Source organism: Microvirga brassicacearum, assembly GCF_008757455.1.
Classification (GTDB): domain Bacteria; phylum Pseudomonadota; class Alphaproteobacteria; order Rhizobiales; family Beijerinckiaceae; genus Microvirga; species Microvirga brassicacearum.
Window position 1 is genome coordinate 1 of sequence record NZ_VCMV01000072.1, and the last position, 18,681, is coordinate 18,681.

Genomic DNA, 18,681 nt, shown 5'->3' on the forward strand with positions numbered 1-18,681 from the left:
GCAGCGAGTACACGCTAGCGGTCGCTGAAGCCGACCGTTTGCGCCAAAGCCTCGATCTGCTCAAGTCGGTCCGCTTGGGATGGTGCTCGTCAAGTCCGAGACCGAGTTGTCCTTTACCACGGGCGCCCTCAGGCCATGCTCGTCGACGACCTCTGAGCGCCGTGGGATGTTGCCAGCACGATGATGCTGCCGTCCGTTGATACGTGGTGAATAAACGGCGACATTCGGTAGCAAACGCCACCAGATTCCGAGACTCCACCCTTCCCCTCTCAGGACTGCCTCAAACCCGGGGTGAATTCCGGAGTAGAACCGAGCGGATGGCGGATCGTCCGGTCGAATAGCTCCCGTATCGGAGCGGACTTGACGAACGTGCTGAGAATGGCCCGGATTTTGACCTTGGCTGCGGCGGCGCTCCTGATAAGGACTCGGACGCGCGCGATGTCGTATAACGAAACTTCGGATTTGGCTAACAAAATGGGACTGCAATGGCCAGCGAAACCTCCAGCCGCACCCCTCCCAAGGCTCCAGGTGCCCGATCCCATAATCGGTTGTCCAGTCGGCTTCCCGAGGCGTCGGGCAAGGTCGCGACGCTGAAGGGCAAGTCCAAGGCGGGACGGATAGAGTCCGTCATGCGCAGCGCCGAGAAAATCGGCTTGTTGCGCGAGAAGGACAGACGGATCACCGGACGGATCAGCAGCGAACTCATCCATGAAGCGAAGGCCCGTACGGGAATCGATTCGGATACCGACCTGATCGCGTTCGCCTTGGCCAACATCGCGCTGGAGGACAACTTCGGCGAGGTGTTCCGATCCCTTGAGGGAACCGTCGATCCGGAACTCGACCTTGAGTTCTGACATTGCCCGGATTTGACCTCGACAAGGTCAACTTCGGGAGCAGTTGGAAGGCTGGTCAATAAAGACGCTACCTATTCAGCGGTAGGGTCGCGAAGGTCGCCTCTTGGCACATAACGGAAGGCCCGTCGGCCCTCCGCGACTTCCGAAAATCGTCAAGATGCGGACTCCGATCGGCCGACGAACGACGCATTCATGAGTTCACGGCCTAGTAGATCAATCAGGGTTTGAACCAGCCGGTCTTCGGCTGACGGGATGTTCGACTTTCCGAACATTCGCCTTTTGCATGTTCGGACTTCCTCACACGAGGAGCCGGCGGTCCGGGGCAAGCGCCTCCGTTCTCAGGTACTTAAGACATGCCCCGGGATTGGCACGTATCTTGCAAAGGAATTCCTCAAAAGACTAACTTTGGAGGACACACCATGAAGCGATGCGATCTACTCGTCGATCTCGGCCGTCGCCGGTTCCTGTCCGGTGCCGGCGTTGCGGCCGCGGGCGTTGCCGCCAGCGCCGTTCTCCCGGCAAACGAGACGAAAGCCGCGGTGCCAACCGCTCGCGTGACATATCCATCGACGCGACTCGGCAACGTCAACGAACTCAAGCTCAACGAGCCGTTGGACGTCGCTTACCCCGATGACGATGCCTCCGGGGTCCTGATCAAACTCGGCAAGCGTGTAGAAGGCGGCGCCGGTCCCGAGGGCGATATCGTCGGCTTCACGACGATCTGTCCGCATAAAGGTTATCCGCTCCACTACAACTCCGAGCGGCGAACCCTGAATTGCTCCGGCCACTATTCGGTCTTCGACTGCGAGGCGGGCGGGCAGGAGACCTGGGGTCACGCGACCCAGAACCTGCCGCAGTACTCGCTTCGGGTCGATGAGAAGGGCGACATCTACGCCGAGGGCGTGGACGAGCTGATCTACGGCCGCCTGTCGAACGTGCTCTGAGGGAGGATCGCGCCATGGCTTACAAGAGACAGATCGATCGGCTGCCCATCATCCCGGCGGACGCCAAGGAACACAACGTGGTGTGCCACTACTGCATCGTCGGATGTGGCTACAAGGCCTACACGTGGGACATCGACAAGCAGGGAACCACCGACCCTGCCGGCAACAAGTTCAACGTCGACCTTTCGCAGCAGCAGGGCGCCGACACCGAGGCCTGGTATGCGCCGGCGATGTACAACATCGTCAAGCAGGACGGCAAGGACGTCCACATCGTCATCAAGCCCGACGTGAAATGCGTCGTGAACTCCGGTCTCGGCTCGATCCGCGGCGCACGCATGGCCGAGATGTCCTACTCGGCCGTCCGGAACACCGAGCAGCAACGCCTCACCGACCCGATGGTCTGGCGCTACGGCCAGATGCAGCCGACGAGCTGGGACGACGCGCTTGACCTCGTTGCCCGCGTGACGGCTGCGGTCATCGCCGATCAGGGTGAAGACGCACTCTTTGTATCCGCATACGATCATGGCGGCGCTGGCGGCGGATACGAGAATACGTGGGGCACCGGAAAGCTCTACTTCGGTTCGATGAAGATCAAGAATATTCGGATCCACAACCGACCGGCCTATAACTCGGAAGTTCACGCCACGCGCGACATGGGCGTGGGCGAACTCAACAACTGCTACGAGGATGCGGAGCTTGCCGACACCATCGTGGTCGTGGGCGCGAACTCGCTCGAGACGCAAACCAATTACTTCCTGAATCACTGGATCCCGAACCTGCGCGGAATTTCGCAGGACAAAAAACAGCAGCTATTGCCGAACGAACCGCACGAGCCGGCCCGAGTCATCATCGTCGATCCGCGCCGGACCGTGACGATCAACGCCTGCGAAATCGAGGCTGGCAAGGACCGCGTGATGCACCTCGCCATCAACTCCGGGACGGACTTGGCCTTGTTCAATGCCTGGCTGACCTACATCGCCGACAAGGGTTGGGTCGATAAGGCTTTCATCGATGCCTCGACGAAGGATTTCGACAAGGCCATTGCCGGCAACAAGACCAGCCTGGAGGAGGCCGCGCGGATCACGGGGCTGACGGTCGATCAGATTCGTCAATCCGCCGAGTGGATGGCCCAACCGAAGGAGGGCGGCGCACGTCGGCGTTCGATGTTTGCCTATGAGAAGGGGTTGATTTGGGGCAACGACAATTACCGCACCAATGGCGCCCTGGTGAACGTGGCACTCGCGACGGGCAACATCGGACGCCCGGGTGGCGGCTGCGTACGCCTCGGCGGGCACCAGGAGGGATATGCTCGCCCGTCCGATGCACACGTCGGTCGGCCCGCGGCCTATGTCGACCAACTCCTGATCAGCGGGCAGGGCGGCGTGCACCATATCTGGGGCTGCGACCACTACAAGACGACCCTCAATGCGCTTCAGTTTAAGCAGGCCTACAAACGCCGCACCGACCTGGTGAAGGATGCGATGTCCGCAGTGCCATGGGGCGACCGTCCGGCTATGGTCGCCGCCATCACCGATGCGATCAAGAAGGGTGGTCTGTTCTCGGTCGATGTCGACATCATTCCGACCCAGATTGGTCAGGCAGCGCATGTGTGGCTGCCCGCCGCGACCTCGGGCGAGATGAATTTGACCTCGATGAACGGAGAGCGCCGGATGCGGCTCACCGAGCGCTACATGGATCCTCCGGGAAGCGCGATGCCCGACTGCCTGATCGCCGCCCGGCTCGCCAATAACCTCGAGCGCGTCTTTCGCGAAATGGGGAAGACCGAGATTGCGGATCGCTTCAAGGGCTTCGACTGGAAGACCGAGGAAGACGCTTTCATGGACGGCTACCATCAGCACGAGAAGGGTGGTCAGTTCGTCACCTACGCTCGGCTGCGCGCCATGGGTACCAATGGCTTTCAGGAGCCGGCGGTCGGAATCGAGGGTCAGGGCGCTACAGCCCAGGGCACGACGACGGGCCAGACCCCTGGGATGGTGGTGCAGGGACCAGCCATCGAGGGCGCGCGCGGCAAGGAGCCCGTCCAGCAGGCCACACCCACGACCGCAACCCCACCACCCGCGCCGCCTGCGGGATCGGAGCCGATCATCGGAACCCAGCGTCTCTACGCCGACGGCAAGTTCAACACGAAGGATGGCAAGGCGATCTTCATGGAAACGAAGTGGCGTGGCTTCGAGGCTTCCGGCAAGGAGGAGGAATCCAAGAAGTTTGCCTTCCTCATCAACAACGGCCGCGCAAACCATATTTGGCAAAGCGCATATCTCGACCAGGAAAACGACTTCGTGATGGACCGCTTTCCGTTCCCGTTCATCGAGATGAATCCGCAGGACATGGCGGCACTCAACCTGAAATCCGGCGACTTGGTCGAGGTCTATAATGACAACGGGTCGACGCAAGCGATGGCGTATCCCACCGACAGGGCAAAACCGAAGCAGACGTTCATGCTCTTCGGCTATCCGACCGGCGTTCAGGGCAACGTAGTGTCGGCTGGCGTGAACGAATTCATCATCCCGAACTACAAGCAGACCTGGGGCAACATCCGTAAGCTTGCGGACGCTCCGGAGGTGGTGAAGGGCCTCTCTTTCAAGGAAAAGGAATACGCGCCCCCGGTGTAGCCTTCCTCCGGCCGGGCAATTGCTCGGCCGACCTTCCATCCGATGCCGTTTCGGCACCGGAGAGCGGAGATGCCCCATGAACGTTCACATTCCGGCCGGCGACGTCTGCGCGGAAGTTGGCGGCCTCATCGAGATCGAGACGGCCAGCACCTGCGCCGCCGCATACGCGATGCCGATCACCGAGACGGAAACCGTCGCCATCCATCACGCTGGCGGGCGCACGCTCGCCGAGGACATCTCGGCCGAACTCGCGATGCCCCCGTTCGATCAATCGGCAATGGACGGCTACGCCGTTGCGCTCGGCGACGTCATGTTGCCGGCCGGCACGAGAATGCCCGTCATCGGACGGATCGCCGCTGGGCAGATCCCCAAGGAGCTGCCGCCGGGTCACGCGGCCCGGATCTTCACGGGCGCCCCATTGCCGCTGCACGCCAATGCCGTTCTGATGCAGGAACATGGTTGGCGTGATGGCGATGAACTCGTGCTCAACCGCATGCTCCGGTCCGGCGAGAACATCCGACGAAGGGGAGAGGACATCGAAATCGGTGATCATCTCCTCTCGCGAGGGCTACGCCTCGACGCTCGTCACATTGCGCTTCTCTCCGCCCAAGGGCGTGCCAGCGTCACACTCCGTCGTCGGCCACGCGTCGGAATCATCTCGACGGGGAACGAGCTGGTGCAGCCGGGATTGCCGCTCGCCGAAGCATCGATCTACGATTCGAACCGCCCGATGGTCATGACGCTCGCCGCGCAGGCAGGCCTGGAAGTCATCGACGGCGGCTGCATGCGCGATGATCCCAATGCGCTTGCCGTTGCCTTAGGCGAACTGTCGATTACTTGCGATCTCGTCGTGACGACTGGCGGTGCCTCCGTTGGTGACGAGGATTATTCCGCAACGGCGGTCGCTCGAGCCGGCGGAATTTTCGAGACCTTGAAGATTGCCCTAAAACCCGGGAAACCCGCGGTGGTCGGGCGGGTCGGCGAAGCGGCTTATCTCGGGTTGCCTGGCAATCCCGTGTCCGCTCTGGTCTCTTGGCTCATTTTGGGCGGCGCCGTTGTCGCAGCACTCGAGGGCAGGAGGTTCCAACGCCCGTCGGGATGTCCGATGCCTGCCGCTTCACGTTTCGAGCGCCGACCAGGTCGAACCGAGTTCGCTCCCGGACGCCTCGTCGAAAACAGCGGCGCGCCTGCGGTCGAAATTCTCGGGCGTGGCGGCTCGGCGCGACTTCGGCCTTTGGTGGAAGCCGACGGGCTAGTCGAGATCCACCCTCTTCACGCCCCCGTCGCTCCGGGGGACATGATCTTTTTCCACCGATTCCGCGATGGGTTTACTGTCTGAACCGCCTAGCCCCGACCGACCAGGAGATTCCATGTTCAAGCGTTTCGTTACGGTCCTGCCTCACTTCGTTCTGCTCGGCGCCATCCTTGCATCCGCATCGGCAAGCGCGCAGGACGCCGCAGCAGGCGAAAAGGTTTTCGCGCAGTGTCGGGCCTGTCATCAGGTCGGTGAGAGCGCAAAGAACGCTGTCGGCCCGGTGCTCAACGGCCTCTTCGGCCGTCACTCCGGCACCGTCGAGGGCTACAGTTACTCCGCCGCCAACAAGAATTCCGGCATCACATGGGACGAACCGACGTTTCGCGACTACATCCACAATCCGCGAGCGAAGATCCCCGGGACCAAGATGGTCTATGCCGGACTTAAGGACGACAAACGCATTGACGACCTCGTCGCCTATCTCAAGCAGTTCGATGCTGCCGGGAAGAAGCAATGACGTCCACGTGCATGGAATCGGCGGGCGGCGTATGAGCGTGAAGCTGGTTTACTTCGCCTGGGTCCGTGAGCGGGTCGGCAAGATGGATGAGGAGATCGACCTTCCGTCCGACGTCACGACCGTGGCCGATCTCGTCACTTGGCTGCGGAGCCGGGGGGAGGAATATGAGTATGCCTTTGAAAACGGGTCGATCGTCCGCGCCGCAGTCGATCACGTTCACGTTCGGCCGGAATCAGCGATCCTCGGGGCCCGTGAGATCGCCTTCTTTCCGCCCATGACGGGAGGATGACGGTGATGGATATGGCCACGACGATCTGGATGGACAGCTCTGCCGGTGCCGAGACACAAGGGATCCCAGCAAGGAAGCAGTATCTTGCGGCAGTGCGAGGAACCACCTCCAACATTGAAGAAAACAGGAGGGCGGCTCATGCGCCCGACCTCGGCTAATCTCGACGCCGGAACGACCTTGATGGACCCGTTCGGCCGCACGATCACTTACCTCCGGGTTTCCGTGACCGACCGCTGCGATTTCCGCTGCGTCTATTGCATGTCGGAACACATGACCTTCCTGCCGAAGAGCGACCTGCTCACTCTCGAGGAGTTGGATCGGGTCTGTTCCGTCTTCGTGGCGAATGGCGTGCGTAAGCTGCGGATCACGGGGGGCGAGCCTCTGGTGCGGCGGGATATCATGTCCCTCTTCCGCTCGCTCTCGCGCCACCTGAAGACTGGTGATCTCGATGAGCTGACGCTCACGACGAACGGCTCGCAGCTCGCACGCTACGCGTCGGAACTGGCCGATTGCGGCGTGCGGCGGATAAACGTCTCCGTCGACACCCTCGACCCGGAGGAGTTTCATCAGATTACCCGCTGGGGTGACCTGGACAAAGTACTTGCCGGGATCGATGCCGCACAAGCGGCGGGTCTCAAGGTCAAGATCAACACGGTTGCGTTGAAGGGGATCAACGAGGATGAGATCGCCGGCCTAATGGAATGGGCGCACGGGCGCGGTGCTGACCTCACGCTGATTGAGGTCATGCCGCTCGGCGATATCGAGCCGAGTCGGCTCGACCAATTCCTGCCGCTCTCCATCGTCCGCGCGCGCCTCTCGGCGAGCTACACCCTGGATGACCTCGACGAGCGTACCGGAGGCCCCGCGCGTTACGTGCGCGTGAAGGAGACGGGCGGGACGCTCGGGTTCATCACGCCGATGACCCATAATTTCTGCGAAAGTTGCAACCGGGTGCGGCTGACCTGCACGGGCAAGCTTTTCATGTGTCTCGGCCAGGAAGATTCGGCGGACCTGCGAACACCAATACGGCTCTCGGAGGGAAACGAGCGCTTGGAACGGACGATCGCGGAGGCCATCAGCCGCAAGCCGAAAGGGCACGATTTCATCATTGACCGCCGTCACAACCGTCCGGCGGTCGGACGTCACATGAGCATGACGGGAGGGTGACTGACATCGGGTTTTTGCCGACAACGGAGGTCATCCACGATGGCTAGTTTTTTGACAGCATCCAATGCCACCGTTCCGGAGCGGAAAGCGGAGGGATTGGCGCTGCTGCACCGAATGTGGAGCAGGCGCTCCACGCCACCCCGGCATCTGACCGAACCGGGTCCGACCGATGAGGAGATCCGGATGTTGGTGCGCGCCGCCTCCCGCGCGCCTGACCACCTGCACCTCTCCCCCTTTCGTTTTATGGTTATCCATCCAGATGCACGGGACGCCTTGGCCGATGTATTCGTGGCGGCTGACAGGGAGCTTGATCCAGCCATCATGGGTGAGCAGCTTGATCGCACGCGCGAGAAGGCCCACCACGCGCCGGTCCTTCTTGCGGTGATTTCCCGCGTCCAGGCGAACGACACGGTGCCGGAGATCGAGCAGCGCGCATCGGCAGGGGCGGCTCTGGGCTATGTTCTGCTCGGAGCCGACCTGCTGGGTTACGGGGCGATGGCGGTGAGCGGCCGCAGGCTAACGACCGCGGTGATGCGGAGCGCCTTCGGCCTTGCCGACAACGAGGATCTCCTTTGCTTCATCGGCATAGGCACGGCCGGGAAGAGCAGGGGAGTCCAGTCGGAGCCGGATGCCGACCTCCTTCAGACTTGGCTTCCAGGCTCGCGGCAGACTATCTGAAAGCCGCCCAGTTCCGACCTGATCTGTGCTGCTGAGTATTTGACCCCTGCCAGTCGCGGCAAAGAGCCGGCTGTGGTTCGCGACACGTGTGCCCTCGGCGACCGATTTGGGTTCTCTGAAAAGGGTAACAAGGCCCTGTTCACCTCGTCGAATTTTCGCACCGAAGGAACCGAAAGACACCCCAAGCGAGTCCATAGCTTACAAGCTTATTCCACGAATTATGAGCGTAGCCCCTCAGCTCTGGCAAAATGACAAGCACCGGCGGAGTTTCATCGCGAATGGGGATCTGGCCAGTTTGGAAGTCCGCATAAACGGTCCTGATCTCGCTGGACAGTTCAAGTTTCTCTAGCGGCTCCGCGAAGTATTTATTCGCCTCCTTCATTCGGTCCGAGAAGTCCGCCGCCGGCATATCCAGCCACCCGGTCTCAACCGCCGTTCCGTTTGTCACACTGGTTCCGAACCTCAGTGTCGTTCCCATCTTTGGCGAGGTGACTACTAATTGCTGAACGAAGTCGTCATTGTAGCGGACCTGTCCCAAGGGCTCGAATGAGAAGCGCAGTTCGTCGGCGCCGAAACCCTCGTCAATTACCTCAGCCGCGTAAACGGAATTATCAAGTCGGCAAGCGGGTTCCGCCGCGCTCGCAATTGGACTGCCGACAGTGGCAATGCCAAAGCCGATTCCAAGAGCGACGCCCCGGGTTATCCGAGTGGCTTTTGCCATTATTGATCCTCATGTTTCTGGCATCCGAGAGAGCGGGCTATCCGTGTGACCACTGGGTCGTAAGCCGTCTTCCTTGAAGCGGGATAGGTGATCCGAAAAATATGCGCAGCACCACACCCCTCGATCACCTTCTCGTACACGATGTTTGGCCCTTTTGTGCCTGAGCGCGCGAGCCACGTCTTCGACTCGGCCTTGTAAGTGACGCGATCCAGATCGCTCTCCTTCAGCAACAACGCTTTGTATTCTTCAAACGTGTCCGTGACGACATACGCGCCATAGCTCGCGTAGATCCAGATTTTTGCTCCATCTTTGGAACTGAGGGTGCGCCCGTCCCCGTTCGCCGGAGGCGGTTCGTCCAGGGAAAACAGATGGCGAGGTATCTCTGCGAGCGTGCCGAACCGCTCGTTCACGTATTTGGTCCACCCGCCCGCGACCGGTGTCCAGGTGTCTGTCCAGTCAGTTGATTGAACCTGGCCAGAAGCGGGCACGGCAAATAGGAACCCCGCAAAAACGGCTAACCGGATCATGGCGCGCTTTTCATCCCTCTCGGCTGCTGTTGTTTGCTCCGCCATCCGCGTTTCTGTTCGGATCATAGCCAGCATTTCCAGTTGCCGTGCGAAAGCCTCGCACGTAAGCGGCCATGCAGATAGCGGCCAATACGGGGTCCGCAGCGCCCTGGCCGATGAAGCGACACAGGTTCGATCTGTGACCGCTGGGGCCCGACAGCCGACCCAGCGCGAGATTTTGCCGACTGAGAGATCACATGTCGCGGACAGTCAGCCACAGCCAGCATGCAAGTGCGATATTCAGACAGGCGATTCCAGCAAGGAAGCCGAGCGCGGTATCCGGGCCGCCCCATTCGATCAGGATCGCTCCGACCGACGGCGAGAGCGCCTGGGCGAGGAGACTTGGCATCGCCAGCTTGCCCATGAGCGAGGCGTAACCGTAGGGGCCGAACAGCGCGAGGGGGAGGGTGCCTTTGGCGATCGAGCCGATTCCGTTGCCGGCTCCATAGAGCGCGAGGGCCAACGCGAGAATCGGGAAACCGATGATCAGCAGGATCACCCCGCTCGCGACGAGGGTTACCGAAGCCACCATGGTCCAGATCGGATGGTAGTGGCGTCCGAATGCCATCTCCACGACCCGTGCCCCGACCTGCGATGGACCGACGATCGCACCGAGGGCAACGGCAGCGCCGAGTTCTAGACCTCGCGCTTGCAGGAAAGTCAGCAGATGGACCGCGATCATCGACGCCGTGATGGCACCGAGGGTCAGAACGGTGGCAAGCAGCAGGAACGCCCGCATACGCCGATCGCCCGTCAATTCGGGTGCCGCGGTGTCCGTCGCAGTCTGTTTGGGGGACCTGGCTTCCGGCGTGGACGTGTGGATCCCTGGCAGAACGAAGACGTGAAGGGGTAGCGAGACAAACACTTGGATGGCCGCATAGACGGCGCAGGCACCACGCCAGCCGAGATGCTCCACAAGGTAAGCACTCAAGGGCCAGCACACGGTGCTGGCAAAGCCGCCCCACAGGGTCAGACTGGTAATCGCACTTCGCGCCTGCTTGCCATAGAGCCGGCCGAGGGTGGCGAAAGCGGCATCATAGAGTCCGGTCCCCATGCCGACGCCCATCAGCAGCCAGGCCAGCATGTAGACGGGAAGGCTGTGGGCAAACGCCAACGTGCCGAGCCCGGCTCCCAGAAGGATCGAGCTGGCGGTAAGAACGGGGCGACCGCCCTTGGCGTCGATGGTGCGCCCGACCTTCGGGGCGACCAGTCCGGCGGCGAGAAGGCCGACCGAGAGACCGCCGACGACCCAGCCCAGCGACCATCCGGTCTCGGCGGCAATCGGCTTTGCAAGCACCGCCGGAAGGTAGAAGGAGGAGCCCCAGGCCAAGATCTGGGTGATCCCGAGGGTGGTGATCACCGCTCGCGGGCTTGGCTTCGGCATGGCCGGATCACTCGCCAGGGACTCTGTTGCTGAGTTCGTCACGCCGGGATCTCAGCAACAGCCGGCCGGTTCCGCAACCTTCACTGATGGCTTCCGGACTGGCACATCCACGGGACCGCATCCACAGCCGCCCTTGCCCTCCGCCTTGGCGTCAGCATCCGAGACGCAGCACGCGTCGACGTTGGCCGGAGCAGGTCCGCCGCAGCAGCCGGACGATGCCGCTGCTTCATCGGGGATCGGATTGCTCGAACAAACCCCCGTCTCCGGGAGGACCAGGTGGATGTCGTCGGCCGCCGCGAGGTCGCCGGCAATGGCGGCGACGACCGATCGCGCCTGCTCGTAGCCCGTGAGCATCAGGAAGGTCGGGGCTCGCCCGTAGCTCTTGATCCCGACGGTGTAGAAGCCCGGCTCCGGATGGGCGAGCTCGCGATGACCATGCGGCGGCACGGATCCGCACGAATGCAGGTTCGGATCGATCAGCGGTCCGAGCGCCTTTGAACTCTCAAGCCAGGGATCGAGGTCGAGCCGGAGTTCGCGGGTCAGGTTCATGTCCGGCCGCTGTCCCGTCGCAACGACGATCCGGTCGATCGGGCCGAGTTCACGCATGCCGTTCGCCGTCTCGCCCTCGACCAGGATATGGCTGCTGCCGGATTTGACACGGGTTGCGGAGAAGCCGGCCACCAGGGTGACCACTCCCCTGTCGACGATCGCCTTGAGCCTGGACCCGAGTTCGCCGCGCGCCGGAAGCTGGTCGGCGCGTCCTCCCCCGTAGACCCGCATCAGGTTGGCTCCGCGGGTCGCCCACACGACGGAGGTTCCGGGATCGCGCTGCGCCAGGCTGGCCAGATCGAGGAGCACATTGGCGGCCGAGTGGCCGGCGCCGACCACCAGCGTCGCTTTTCCCCCGTAGATCGCCCGGTCGCGGCCGAGTACGTCCGGGATGCCATAAACGATGCGATCGGCATGCTCGGCCTCGCCCGCGGCAGGTATTCCGCCCGCACCGAGGGGATTCGGAGCCGTCCACGTTCCGGAGGCGTCGATCACCGCCCGCGCCAGGTCGCGCCGGGCCGGCCCGTTGTTGTTCGAGATGGCGAGGACGAAGGGCTTCGTCTCACGGTCTTTGCTGACCACCTTGTCGGCGCCCAGCCGGGTAATGGCGATCACCCTTGCGCCGGTCTCGATCACCGCCGCCATCTCGGGCGTCTCGGCCAGGGGCTTGAGGTACTTCACATAGAGATCGGATCCCGTCGGCATCGCCTTGCCGGGAGGCTCCTGCCAGCCGTGCGCTCTCAGCAGATCGCGGGCGGCGCTGTCGGTGTTGTACTCCCACGGCGAGAACAGGCGGACGTGGCCCCAATCGCGGACGTTGGCCGCGACGCTCGCGCCCGCCTCGTAGACCTTTACGGGCAGGCCGCGCCGGATCAGATGGGCCGCTGCGGCGAGACCGACCGGGCCTGCCCCGATGACTGCAATGGGGAGTGTCTCGAACGAGGTCATATGGAAAGGCTCCTTCGTCAGGGGTCAGCGGCAGGAAAGCGGATCGGGGCAACAGGAGATGGTCGCGAAACTGAAAGCGCGGCGGAGAGAGTTGGTAATCGTGCTCCAACGCCGGCGTCTGGTCCGGCACGATCGCGGCTGGATCAGACGCTTGGCCGGGATGGCGTAGAGGTCGGTCCGTCGCAGCCCGATGTCGCGCAGAGTGCCGTCATCGAGATCGGCGAGGGCGAGCATCTCGCGATGCTCCGGTTGGGTTCGTAATGCCATGGTGACTTCTCCTACTGCGCTATTTCCAGAATTAGGGAAATAAGGGGCAAATAAAATCATGCGGCAGCGTCCGTCTGACTTCCGCACCCGGCATCGGCACAGCACTCGTCGGCCAGGAATCCGAGCAGATCGTTCATCACCGGGTAGTTGGCCCGGCAGATCAGGGTCGTCGCGCGCCGTTCCTGCGTCACCAGACCCGTCAGCAACAGCCGCTGGAGGTGGTGCGAGAGGGTGGAGGCGGGAATGCCGAGCCGCTCCTGGATTTGGCCGACGGGCAGTCCGGCTTCTCCGGCCCGAACCAGCGTCCGGTAGACCTGAAGCCGGGTCGTGTTTCCGAGGGCTTCAAGCTGCTTTGCTGCTTGTTCGATCATCATGGAAATAAACTGCTCCCATCCGGATCTATCGTCAAGTGCTAATTCCGGAATGTTCGAAATAATCTATGCCGCCTAAGCCCCATGGCGTCGAGCCAGGGCCTCCGCCAGCGCGAGATCCTCAGGCGTGTTGACATTGAAGAACGGATCGAACGGCTCGGTCGGCCATTCGGCACGTGCGACGCCGTGCCGGGCAGCCCAGCGTTCGACCTTCCGTACGCCTTCGACCACGAGGGCGTAACGCAGATCCTCACGCAGACTCACGGCCCAGAGCGCATTGACGGGGTGAGTCCGGTCGCCCGACACCGCCTGGCAAATCGGGAAACCCGCCGCCAGGCGCGCGTCGTGAAGGCGAGCCACGAAGTCGAGCGGCAGGAACGGCGTGTCCGTCGCGACACTAACGACCCACTCTGCCTGCGATCGATGCGCCCAATCCAGCCCGGCGAGGATGCCAGCCAGTGGACCCGGGGATCCAGGCACGTCATCCGGGACCACCCGCAATCCGGTGGACGAGAAGCGTCCGGGGTCGCCATTGGCATTCAGGATCAGCTCGGTGCATTGCGGCTGCAAACGGGCAATGATCCGTTCGAGCATGGTGCGATCGCCGATTTTGCGCATCGGCTTGTCGCCGCCGCCCAGGCGTCGCGCGAGCCCGCCCGCCAGCAGGACGCAAACCGTCGGTGGGGTGGGTATGAGGATCACCTGATCAAAGGCCGCCGGGTTGGTCAAGCTCGATCTTGCAGGATTCACGCGCCGGGACAACTGCGGGCGAGCGCAAAGGAACGACCTGGAAGATTCGATGCCAAGGACACTTGCCTCAATTCCATATCTCCACTATTGTGGACAAATGCAGAATGAAAACGCCATCCTTGCCTTCGCCGCTTTGGCCCAGGATACCCGCCTCGAGGCATTTCGAATCCTTGTCCGGCACGAGCCCGGCGGGCTGCCCGCCGGGGAAATCGCGCGGCAACTCGCCGTACCCCACAACACCATGTCGAGTCATCTCGGCATCCTGACCCGGGCCGGGCTGATCAAACCGGTGCGTCACAGCCGGTCGATCATTTACCGCGCCAACCTCGATCAGATGCGGGTCATCGCCGGCTTCCTGCTCAAGGATTGCTGCGGCGGCGCTCCGGAGGTTTGCGCCCCGATGATCGCCGATCTCACCCCTTGCTGCGCGCCCTCCGAGGATGAAGCTCATGTCTGACCGCGTTTTCAACGTCTTGTTCCTCTGCACCGGGAACTCGGCGCGCTCGATCTTGGGCGAGGCCGTTCTCAACGAGCTGGGGGAGGGACGCTTCAGGGGATACTCGGCCGGAAGCCATCCCAAGGGTGCGGTTCATCCGCTCGCCCTTAAGGTGCTGGGAGAGGCGGATGTCCCGACCGCGGGTCTCCGGTCGAAGAGTTGGAGCGAATTCGCCGCGCCCGGCGCTCCGGTGATGGATTTCGTGTTCACCGTTTGTGACAGCGCCGCGGGCGAGACCTGCCCGTTCTGGCCCGGCCAGCCGATGACGGCGCACTGGGGCATCGAGGATCCGGCCGCCGTCGAAGGCAGCGACATCGAGAAGGAGCGGGCCTTCGTCACGGCCCTTCGCTATCTCCGGAACAGGATTGCCGCCTTCACGGCACTCCCCGTCCATTCGCTCGACCAGGCCTCCCTGCAATCGCAGTTACGCGAGATCGGCCAGAGCGAAGGTGCATCATCACCTCGCCAAGGGGTCGCATGATCATGGACGTGATCGTCTACCACAATCCGGATTGCGGCACCTCGCGCAACACCATCGGCCTGATCCGCAACGCCGGCCTCGAGCCGCACATCATCGAGTATCTCAAGACGCCGCCGACGCGGCTGCTGTTGCGCCAGTTGATCGAACGCATGGGGATGTCGGTGCGCGATGTCGTCCGCGAGAAGGGCACGCCCTACGCGGAACTCGGGCTCGATGATCCGACGCTCAGCGACGACGCGTTGCTCGACGCCATGATCGCGCATCCGATTCTCATCAACCGACCGATCGTGGTGACGCCAAACGGCGTGCGCCTCTGTCGCCCGTCCGAAGCCGTGCTCGATCTTCTGCCGCCACAACAGGGCGAGTTCCGGAAGGAAGACGGCGAACTCGTTATCGACGCCACCGGGCGCCGGGCCGCAACGGCCTGAAGGAACCATGATGTCTCTTTTCGAACGCTACCTCACGGTATGGGTCGCGCTGTGCATCGTCGCAGGCGTTGCACTCGGCCACTTTTTTCCGGGCGTGTTCCAGGCCATCGGCGCCGCCGAGGTCGCCAAGGTCAATTTGCCGATGGCGGTGCTGATCTGGCTGATGATCATCCCCATGCTGTTGAAGATCGACTTTGCGGCGCTCGGTCAGGTCGGGCGACACTGGCGTGGCATCGGCGTCACCCTGTTCATCAATTGGGCCGTGAAGCCGTTCTCGATGGCGGCGCTCGGCTGGTTCTTCATCACCTACGTGTTCGAGGCGTATCTTCCCGCCGATCAGATCCATTCGTACATCGCCGGACTGATCATTCTCGCGGCGGCGCCTTGCACCGCGATGGTGTTCGTCTGGAGCAACCTGACGAAAGGCGAGCCGCACTTCACTTTGAGCCAGGTGGCGCTCAACGACGCGATCATGATCGTGGCGTTTGCGCCGATCGTTGGCTTCCTCCTTGGGCTATCGGCCATCACCGTCCCTTGGGGCACGCTCGTCCTATCCGTCGTTCTCTACATCGTCGTGCCCGTGATCGTCGCGCAGGTGCTGCGACGGAGCGTCCTCGCAAGAGGCGGGGAGGCGGCGCTGGCGAAATTGCTGCATGCGCTTGGGCCGGTGTCGCTGATGGCGCTCCTGACCACGCTGGTCATGCTGTTCGGCTTCCAGGGTGAGCAGATTCTGGCGCAGCCCTTGATCATCGCGATGCTGGCGGTTCCGATCCTGATTCAGGTCTATTTCAATGCCGGGCTCGCCTATCTCCTCAATCGCGTCGCCGGTGAGGAGCATTGCGTCGCGGGACCTTCGGCCCTGATCGGCGCCAGCAACTTCTTCGAGCTGGCGGTCGCTGCCGCCATTAGCCTGTTCGGCTTTCAGTCGGGTGCGGCGTTGGCCACCGTGGTCGGCGTGCTGGTGGAGGTTCCGGTGATGCTGTCCGTCGTGTGGATCGTTAACCGCAGCCAGGGCTGGTACGAGCGCGGCGCAGCAAGCCGCCTCCCGGCGAGGGTAGAGTCATGACCTCGGCGGATCTCCCGAACCTCGACGCCGGCAGCGCCGTTATGCCGATGCAGGAGAAGCTGCTGCCGACGGCGCGCTCGAGCCACAGGCCGCGCATCCTGCTCCTCTACGGCTCGTTGCGCGAGCGGTCCTACAGCCGCTTTCTGACCTTCGAGGCGGAGCGTCTCCTTCAGCATTTCGGCGCCGAGACGCGTGTGTTCGATCCGCGCGGATTGCCCCTACCGGATGCTACGGCGGCCGACCATCCCAAGGTGCGGGAACTGCGCGAGCTGTCGCTGTGGTCGGAGGGACAAGTCTGGTCCTCTCCCGAGCGGCATGGCGCGATGACCGCCGTGATGAAGGCCCAGATTGATTGGATTCCTCTGGCCGTGGGGTCTGTCCGCCCGACGCAAGGCCGCACGCTCGCCGTCATGCAGGTCTCGGGCGGCTCGCAATCGTTCAACGCCGTGAACCAACTGCGCGTGCTGGGGCGCTGGATGCGCATGGTCACGATCCCGAACCAGTCGTCCGTCGCCAAGGCGTTTCAGGAATTCGACGAAGCGGGTCGGATGAAGCCGTCGTCGTACTACGATCGCGTCGTCGACGTGATGGAGGAATTGGTGAAGTTCACGCTGCTGACCCGCGACGTGTCCGGCTATCTCACGGATCGCTACAGCGAGCGCAAGGAAGCTGACCATAAGGAGGCGCTCCGGCTCGCGAACGACGCGATGAGCCTCGAGGTGCAAGCTGCCGAATGATAATGTGGCCTCCAAAATCCAATTTTTTGATCGCTGCGATTTCTAGCGTGCGAGTGCTCTCGTCAGAGGCAAGGTTTGAGGCGAAGACAGCGTGATCAATCCTCAACCCTATTCGCCTGCGCTCGCCCCGAAAGCCGCGATGATGTTGCCTAGCAGCCCGTGGAGATTCTCCCGGTGACCGGTTCTCGCCGCGGGACCGTTTTCGTCCGATGTCATGACGACGGTGAGGTTGAGCGACGGCACAATGTAGAGCATCTGCCCGCCATAGCCCCAGGCATAGCGCACGTCCCGCCCGCCAATCTGGCGCAGGAACCAGCCATACCCGTAGGCGTCGCCCGTGAAGCGCGAATTGGTGCGCGGTTGCCAGGACTGCTCGACCCATTCGGGCGAGATGAGTTGCTGGCCGCTGGCCGTCTTTCCCCCATTGCGATAGAGCTCGCCGAAAGCCAGCAGCGATGTCGGACTCATCGCCATCTGATTTCCGCCAAGATAGATACCTTGTGGGTCGCGCTCCCAGCCGGCGATCGAGAACTCCTGAAGCGGGCCCAGCCACGCGCGGGCAAGCGCCAGCATGGAGCGGCCGCTCCGACGCGTCAGAATGGCCGAGAGCAGATGACTGGAGCCAGTGGAATAGAGCATTCGACCGCCCGGCTCATCGGCAAAGGGCAGGGTCAAGGCTGCCCGCACCCAATTGCTGCTGGACACCCAGCGCCCGTAGTTACTGCCCGAAGTGCGCTCAAGCCCCGCTTGCATCGATAACAGGTGGCCGATGGTGATCGTCGCGATGCGCGGGTCGAGAACGCGCGGCAGGTCGTCCTTGAGCAGCGGCGCGATTTTCTGGTCCACGCCTTCCAGGATGCCCTTGTCAATGGCGATGCCGACGAGCGCAGAGACAATGGATTTGGACGCGGACTTGATATTGGTCGGAGCGGTGACGGAATTGCCGCGATAGCCACGCTCGGCAATGATCCCGCCATTCTGCGCGATCATCACTGTCTTGAGCGGGCCAAGCTCCTCTGCTTTGTCCAGAATTTGCGAGAGCGGCGCGTCGAGGGTGGCGCCTTGTAGCACCCCTTGCTGAGCCGAAGCGACGGGCGAGAACAGCAGGAGGGTTGCGACGGAGAGTGCTGAGCATCCATGCATGGACTTGAGCTAGGTTCCTTCCGCGGCAAAATCGTGAGGTTGGCGCAGGAATGGTTTCTGTTCACGCCGATGTGACCGAGCTGCGAGAAGCGTCTTGACCCACCAAATTGCCGAGGTCGTGGACATGGATGGCCGACGCATCGACAAGCTGCTTGTGAGACGAGAGGCGTCCGATATGGATCAGCCAGCCACTACGGAGATCCCGAATTAGACACCGACTAGGAATCACCGCCCCCAGCTCTCTCACCTATCTTATTCGGATACCGACCTGATCGCGTTCGCGTTGGCCAACATCGCGCTGGAGGACAATTTCGGCGAGGTGTTCGAGTCCCTCGAGGGAACCGTCGCTCCGGACCTCGACCTTGAGTTCTGACATTGCCCGGATTTGACCTCGACAAGGTCGTCCGTTGGGCGCGGCCGGACAGGTGGCGCGCACT

At 62.6% G+C, this 18,681-nt stretch carries 21 protein-coding genes; 13 read left to right on the top strand and 8 right to left on the bottom strand.

Annotated features, from left to right (window positions below; translation table 11 throughout):
- Positions 1-485: 485 nt before the first annotated feature.
- The 8 genes from FEZ63_RS25840 (at position 486) to FEZ63_RS23305 (ending at position 8,337) form a co-directional block, all read left to right on the top strand.
- Positions 486-854 carry a hypothetical protein gene (locus FEZ63_RS25840; RefSeq protein WP_244622956.1) on the top strand — a complete coding sequence of 123 codons (369 nt, stop codon included), beginning with the start codon at positions 486-488 and terminating at the stop codon, positions 852-854.
- 419 nt (positions 855-1,273) lie between these two features.
- A complete protein-coding gene (locus FEZ63_RS23275; RefSeq protein WP_150949525.1) occupies positions 1,274-1,798 on the top strand; it encodes an arsenate reductase (azurin) small subunit in 525 nt (174 codons plus the stop codon).
- Positions 1,799-1,812: 14 nt separating this feature from the next.
- Positions 1,813-4,431 (top strand): arsenate reductase (azurin) large subunit, encoded by a 2,619-nt coding sequence (locus FEZ63_RS23280; RefSeq protein WP_150949528.1) that lies wholly within the window; start codon positions 1,813-1,815, stop codon positions 4,429-4,431.
- A gap of 76 nt (positions 4,432-4,507) precedes the next feature.
- Positions 4,508-5,770: a molybdopterin molybdotransferase MoeA gene (locus FEZ63_RS23285; protein WP_150949530.1), complete on the top strand. Its 1,263-nt coding sequence runs from the start codon at positions 4,508-4,510 to the stop codon at positions 5,768-5,770.
- 31 nt (positions 5,771-5,801) lie between these two features.
- Positions 5,802-6,203 (top strand): c-type cytochrome, encoded by a 402-nt coding sequence (locus FEZ63_RS23290; protein ID WP_150949533.1) that lies wholly within the window; start codon positions 5,802-5,804, stop codon positions 6,201-6,203.
- A gap of 37 nt (positions 6,204-6,240) precedes the next feature.
- Positions 6,241-6,492 (top strand): molybdopterin converting factor subunit 1, encoded by a 252-nt coding sequence (moaD, locus tag FEZ63_RS23295; protein ID WP_150949562.1) that lies wholly within the window; start codon positions 6,241-6,243, stop codon positions 6,490-6,492.
- Between the two features lie 138 nt (positions 6,493-6,630).
- Positions 6,631-7,659, top strand: a complete 1,029-nt coding sequence (gene moaA, locus FEZ63_RS23300; RefSeq protein ID WP_150949535.1) for a GTP 3',8-cyclase MoaA — start codon at positions 6,631-6,633, stop codon at positions 7,657-7,659.
- 39 nt (positions 7,660-7,698) lie between these two features.
- The gene (locus FEZ63_RS23305) at positions 7,699-8,337 is read left to right on the top strand and encodes a nitroreductase family protein (protein ID WP_150949537.1); all 639 of its coding nucleotides are present in this window, start codon (positions 7,699-7,701) and stop codon (positions 8,335-8,337) included.
- Between the two features lie 139 nt (positions 8,338-8,476).
- On the opposite strand, the gene FEZ63_RS23310 is transcribed toward FEZ63_RS23305, so the two are convergent.
- From FEZ63_RS23310 to mobA, 7 genes are all read right to left on the bottom strand, one after another.
- Positions 8,477-9,058 carry a hypothetical protein gene (locus tag FEZ63_RS23310; RefSeq protein WP_150949539.1) on the bottom strand — a complete coding sequence of 194 codons (582 nt, stop codon included), beginning with the start codon at positions 9,056-9,058 and terminating at the stop codon, positions 8,477-8,479.
- Positions 9,058-9,651, bottom strand: coding sequence for a hypothetical protein (locus FEZ63_RS23315; RefSeq protein WP_150949541.1), 594 nt, complete (start codon positions 9,649-9,651; stop codon positions 9,058-9,060). The genes FEZ63_RS23310 and FEZ63_RS23315 overlap by 1 nt, the downstream gene beginning before the upstream one ends.
- 166 nt (positions 9,652-9,817) lie before the next feature.
- On the bottom strand, positions 9,818-11,008 hold the full coding sequence (locus FEZ63_RS23320) for an MFS transporter (RefSeq protein WP_150949543.1): 1,191 nt from the start codon (positions 11,006-11,008) through the stop codon (positions 9,818-9,820).
- A gap of 51 nt (positions 11,009-11,059) precedes the next feature.
- Positions 11,060-12,505, bottom strand: coding sequence for an NAD(P)-binding domain-containing protein (locus tag FEZ63_RS23325; protein WP_150949545.1), 1,446 nt, complete (start codon positions 12,503-12,505; stop codon positions 11,060-11,062).
- Positions 12,506-12,529: 24 nt separating this feature from the next.
- Positions 12,530-12,772, bottom strand: a complete 243-nt coding sequence (locus tag FEZ63_RS23330; RefSeq protein WP_162419832.1) for a YjiS-like domain-containing protein — start codon at positions 12,770-12,772, stop codon at positions 12,530-12,532.
- 56 nt (positions 12,773-12,828) lie between these two features.
- Positions 12,829-13,146 (bottom strand): ArsR/SmtB family transcription factor, encoded by a 318-nt coding sequence (locus tag FEZ63_RS23335; protein WP_150949550.1) that lies wholly within the window; start codon positions 13,144-13,146, stop codon positions 12,829-12,831.
- A 72-nt stretch (positions 13,147-13,218) separates the two neighbouring features.
- On the bottom strand, positions 13,219-13,872 hold the full coding sequence (gene mobA, locus FEZ63_RS23340) for a molybdenum cofactor guanylyltransferase MobA (RefSeq protein WP_244622957.1): 654 nt from the start codon (positions 13,870-13,872) through the stop codon (positions 13,219-13,221).
- A 118-nt stretch (positions 13,873-13,990) separates the two neighbouring features.
- On the opposite strand from mobA, the gene FEZ63_RS23345 reads away from it, so the two are divergent.
- The 5 genes from FEZ63_RS23345 to arsH are packed head-to-tail and all read left to right on the top strand — an operon-like array spanning position 13,991 to position 17,101.
- Positions 13,991-14,350 (top strand): ArsR/SmtB family transcription factor, encoded by a 360-nt coding sequence (locus FEZ63_RS23345; RefSeq protein ID WP_150949565.1) that lies wholly within the window; start codon positions 13,991-13,993, stop codon positions 14,348-14,350.
- Positions 14,343-14,870, top strand: coding sequence for an arsenate reductase ArsC (locus FEZ63_RS23350; RefSeq protein ID WP_150949552.1), 528 nt, complete (start codon positions 14,343-14,345; stop codon positions 14,868-14,870). Before FEZ63_RS23345 ends, FEZ63_RS23350 begins: the two co-directional genes overlap by 8 nt.
- Positions 14,871-14,872: 2 nt before the next feature.
- Positions 14,873-15,298 (top strand): arsenate reductase (glutaredoxin), encoded by a 426-nt coding sequence (gene arsC / locus FEZ63_RS23355; protein WP_150949567.1) that lies wholly within the window; start codon positions 14,873-14,875, stop codon positions 15,296-15,298.
- Between the two features lie 10 nt (positions 15,299-15,308).
- The gene (arsB, locus tag FEZ63_RS23360) at positions 15,309-16,364 is read left to right on the top strand and encodes an ACR3 family arsenite efflux transporter (RefSeq protein WP_150949569.1); all 1,056 of its coding nucleotides are present in this window, start codon (positions 15,309-15,311) and stop codon (positions 16,362-16,364) included.
- Entirely contained in the window at positions 16,361-17,101 is a 741-nt protein-coding gene (gene arsH, locus FEZ63_RS23365; RefSeq protein WP_150949554.1) for an arsenical resistance protein ArsH, read from the top strand. The genes arsB and arsH overlap by 4 nt, the downstream gene beginning before the upstream one ends.
- Before the next feature lie 108 nt (positions 17,102-17,209).
- Here arsH and FEZ63_RS23370 read toward each other — a convergent pair whose 3' ends face one another.
- On the bottom strand, positions 17,210-18,244 hold the full coding sequence (locus FEZ63_RS23370) for a serine hydrolase domain-containing protein (protein WP_150949557.1): 1,035 nt from the start codon (positions 18,242-18,244) through the stop codon (positions 17,210-17,212).
- Between the last annotated feature and the right edge of the window lie 437 nt (positions 18,245-18,681).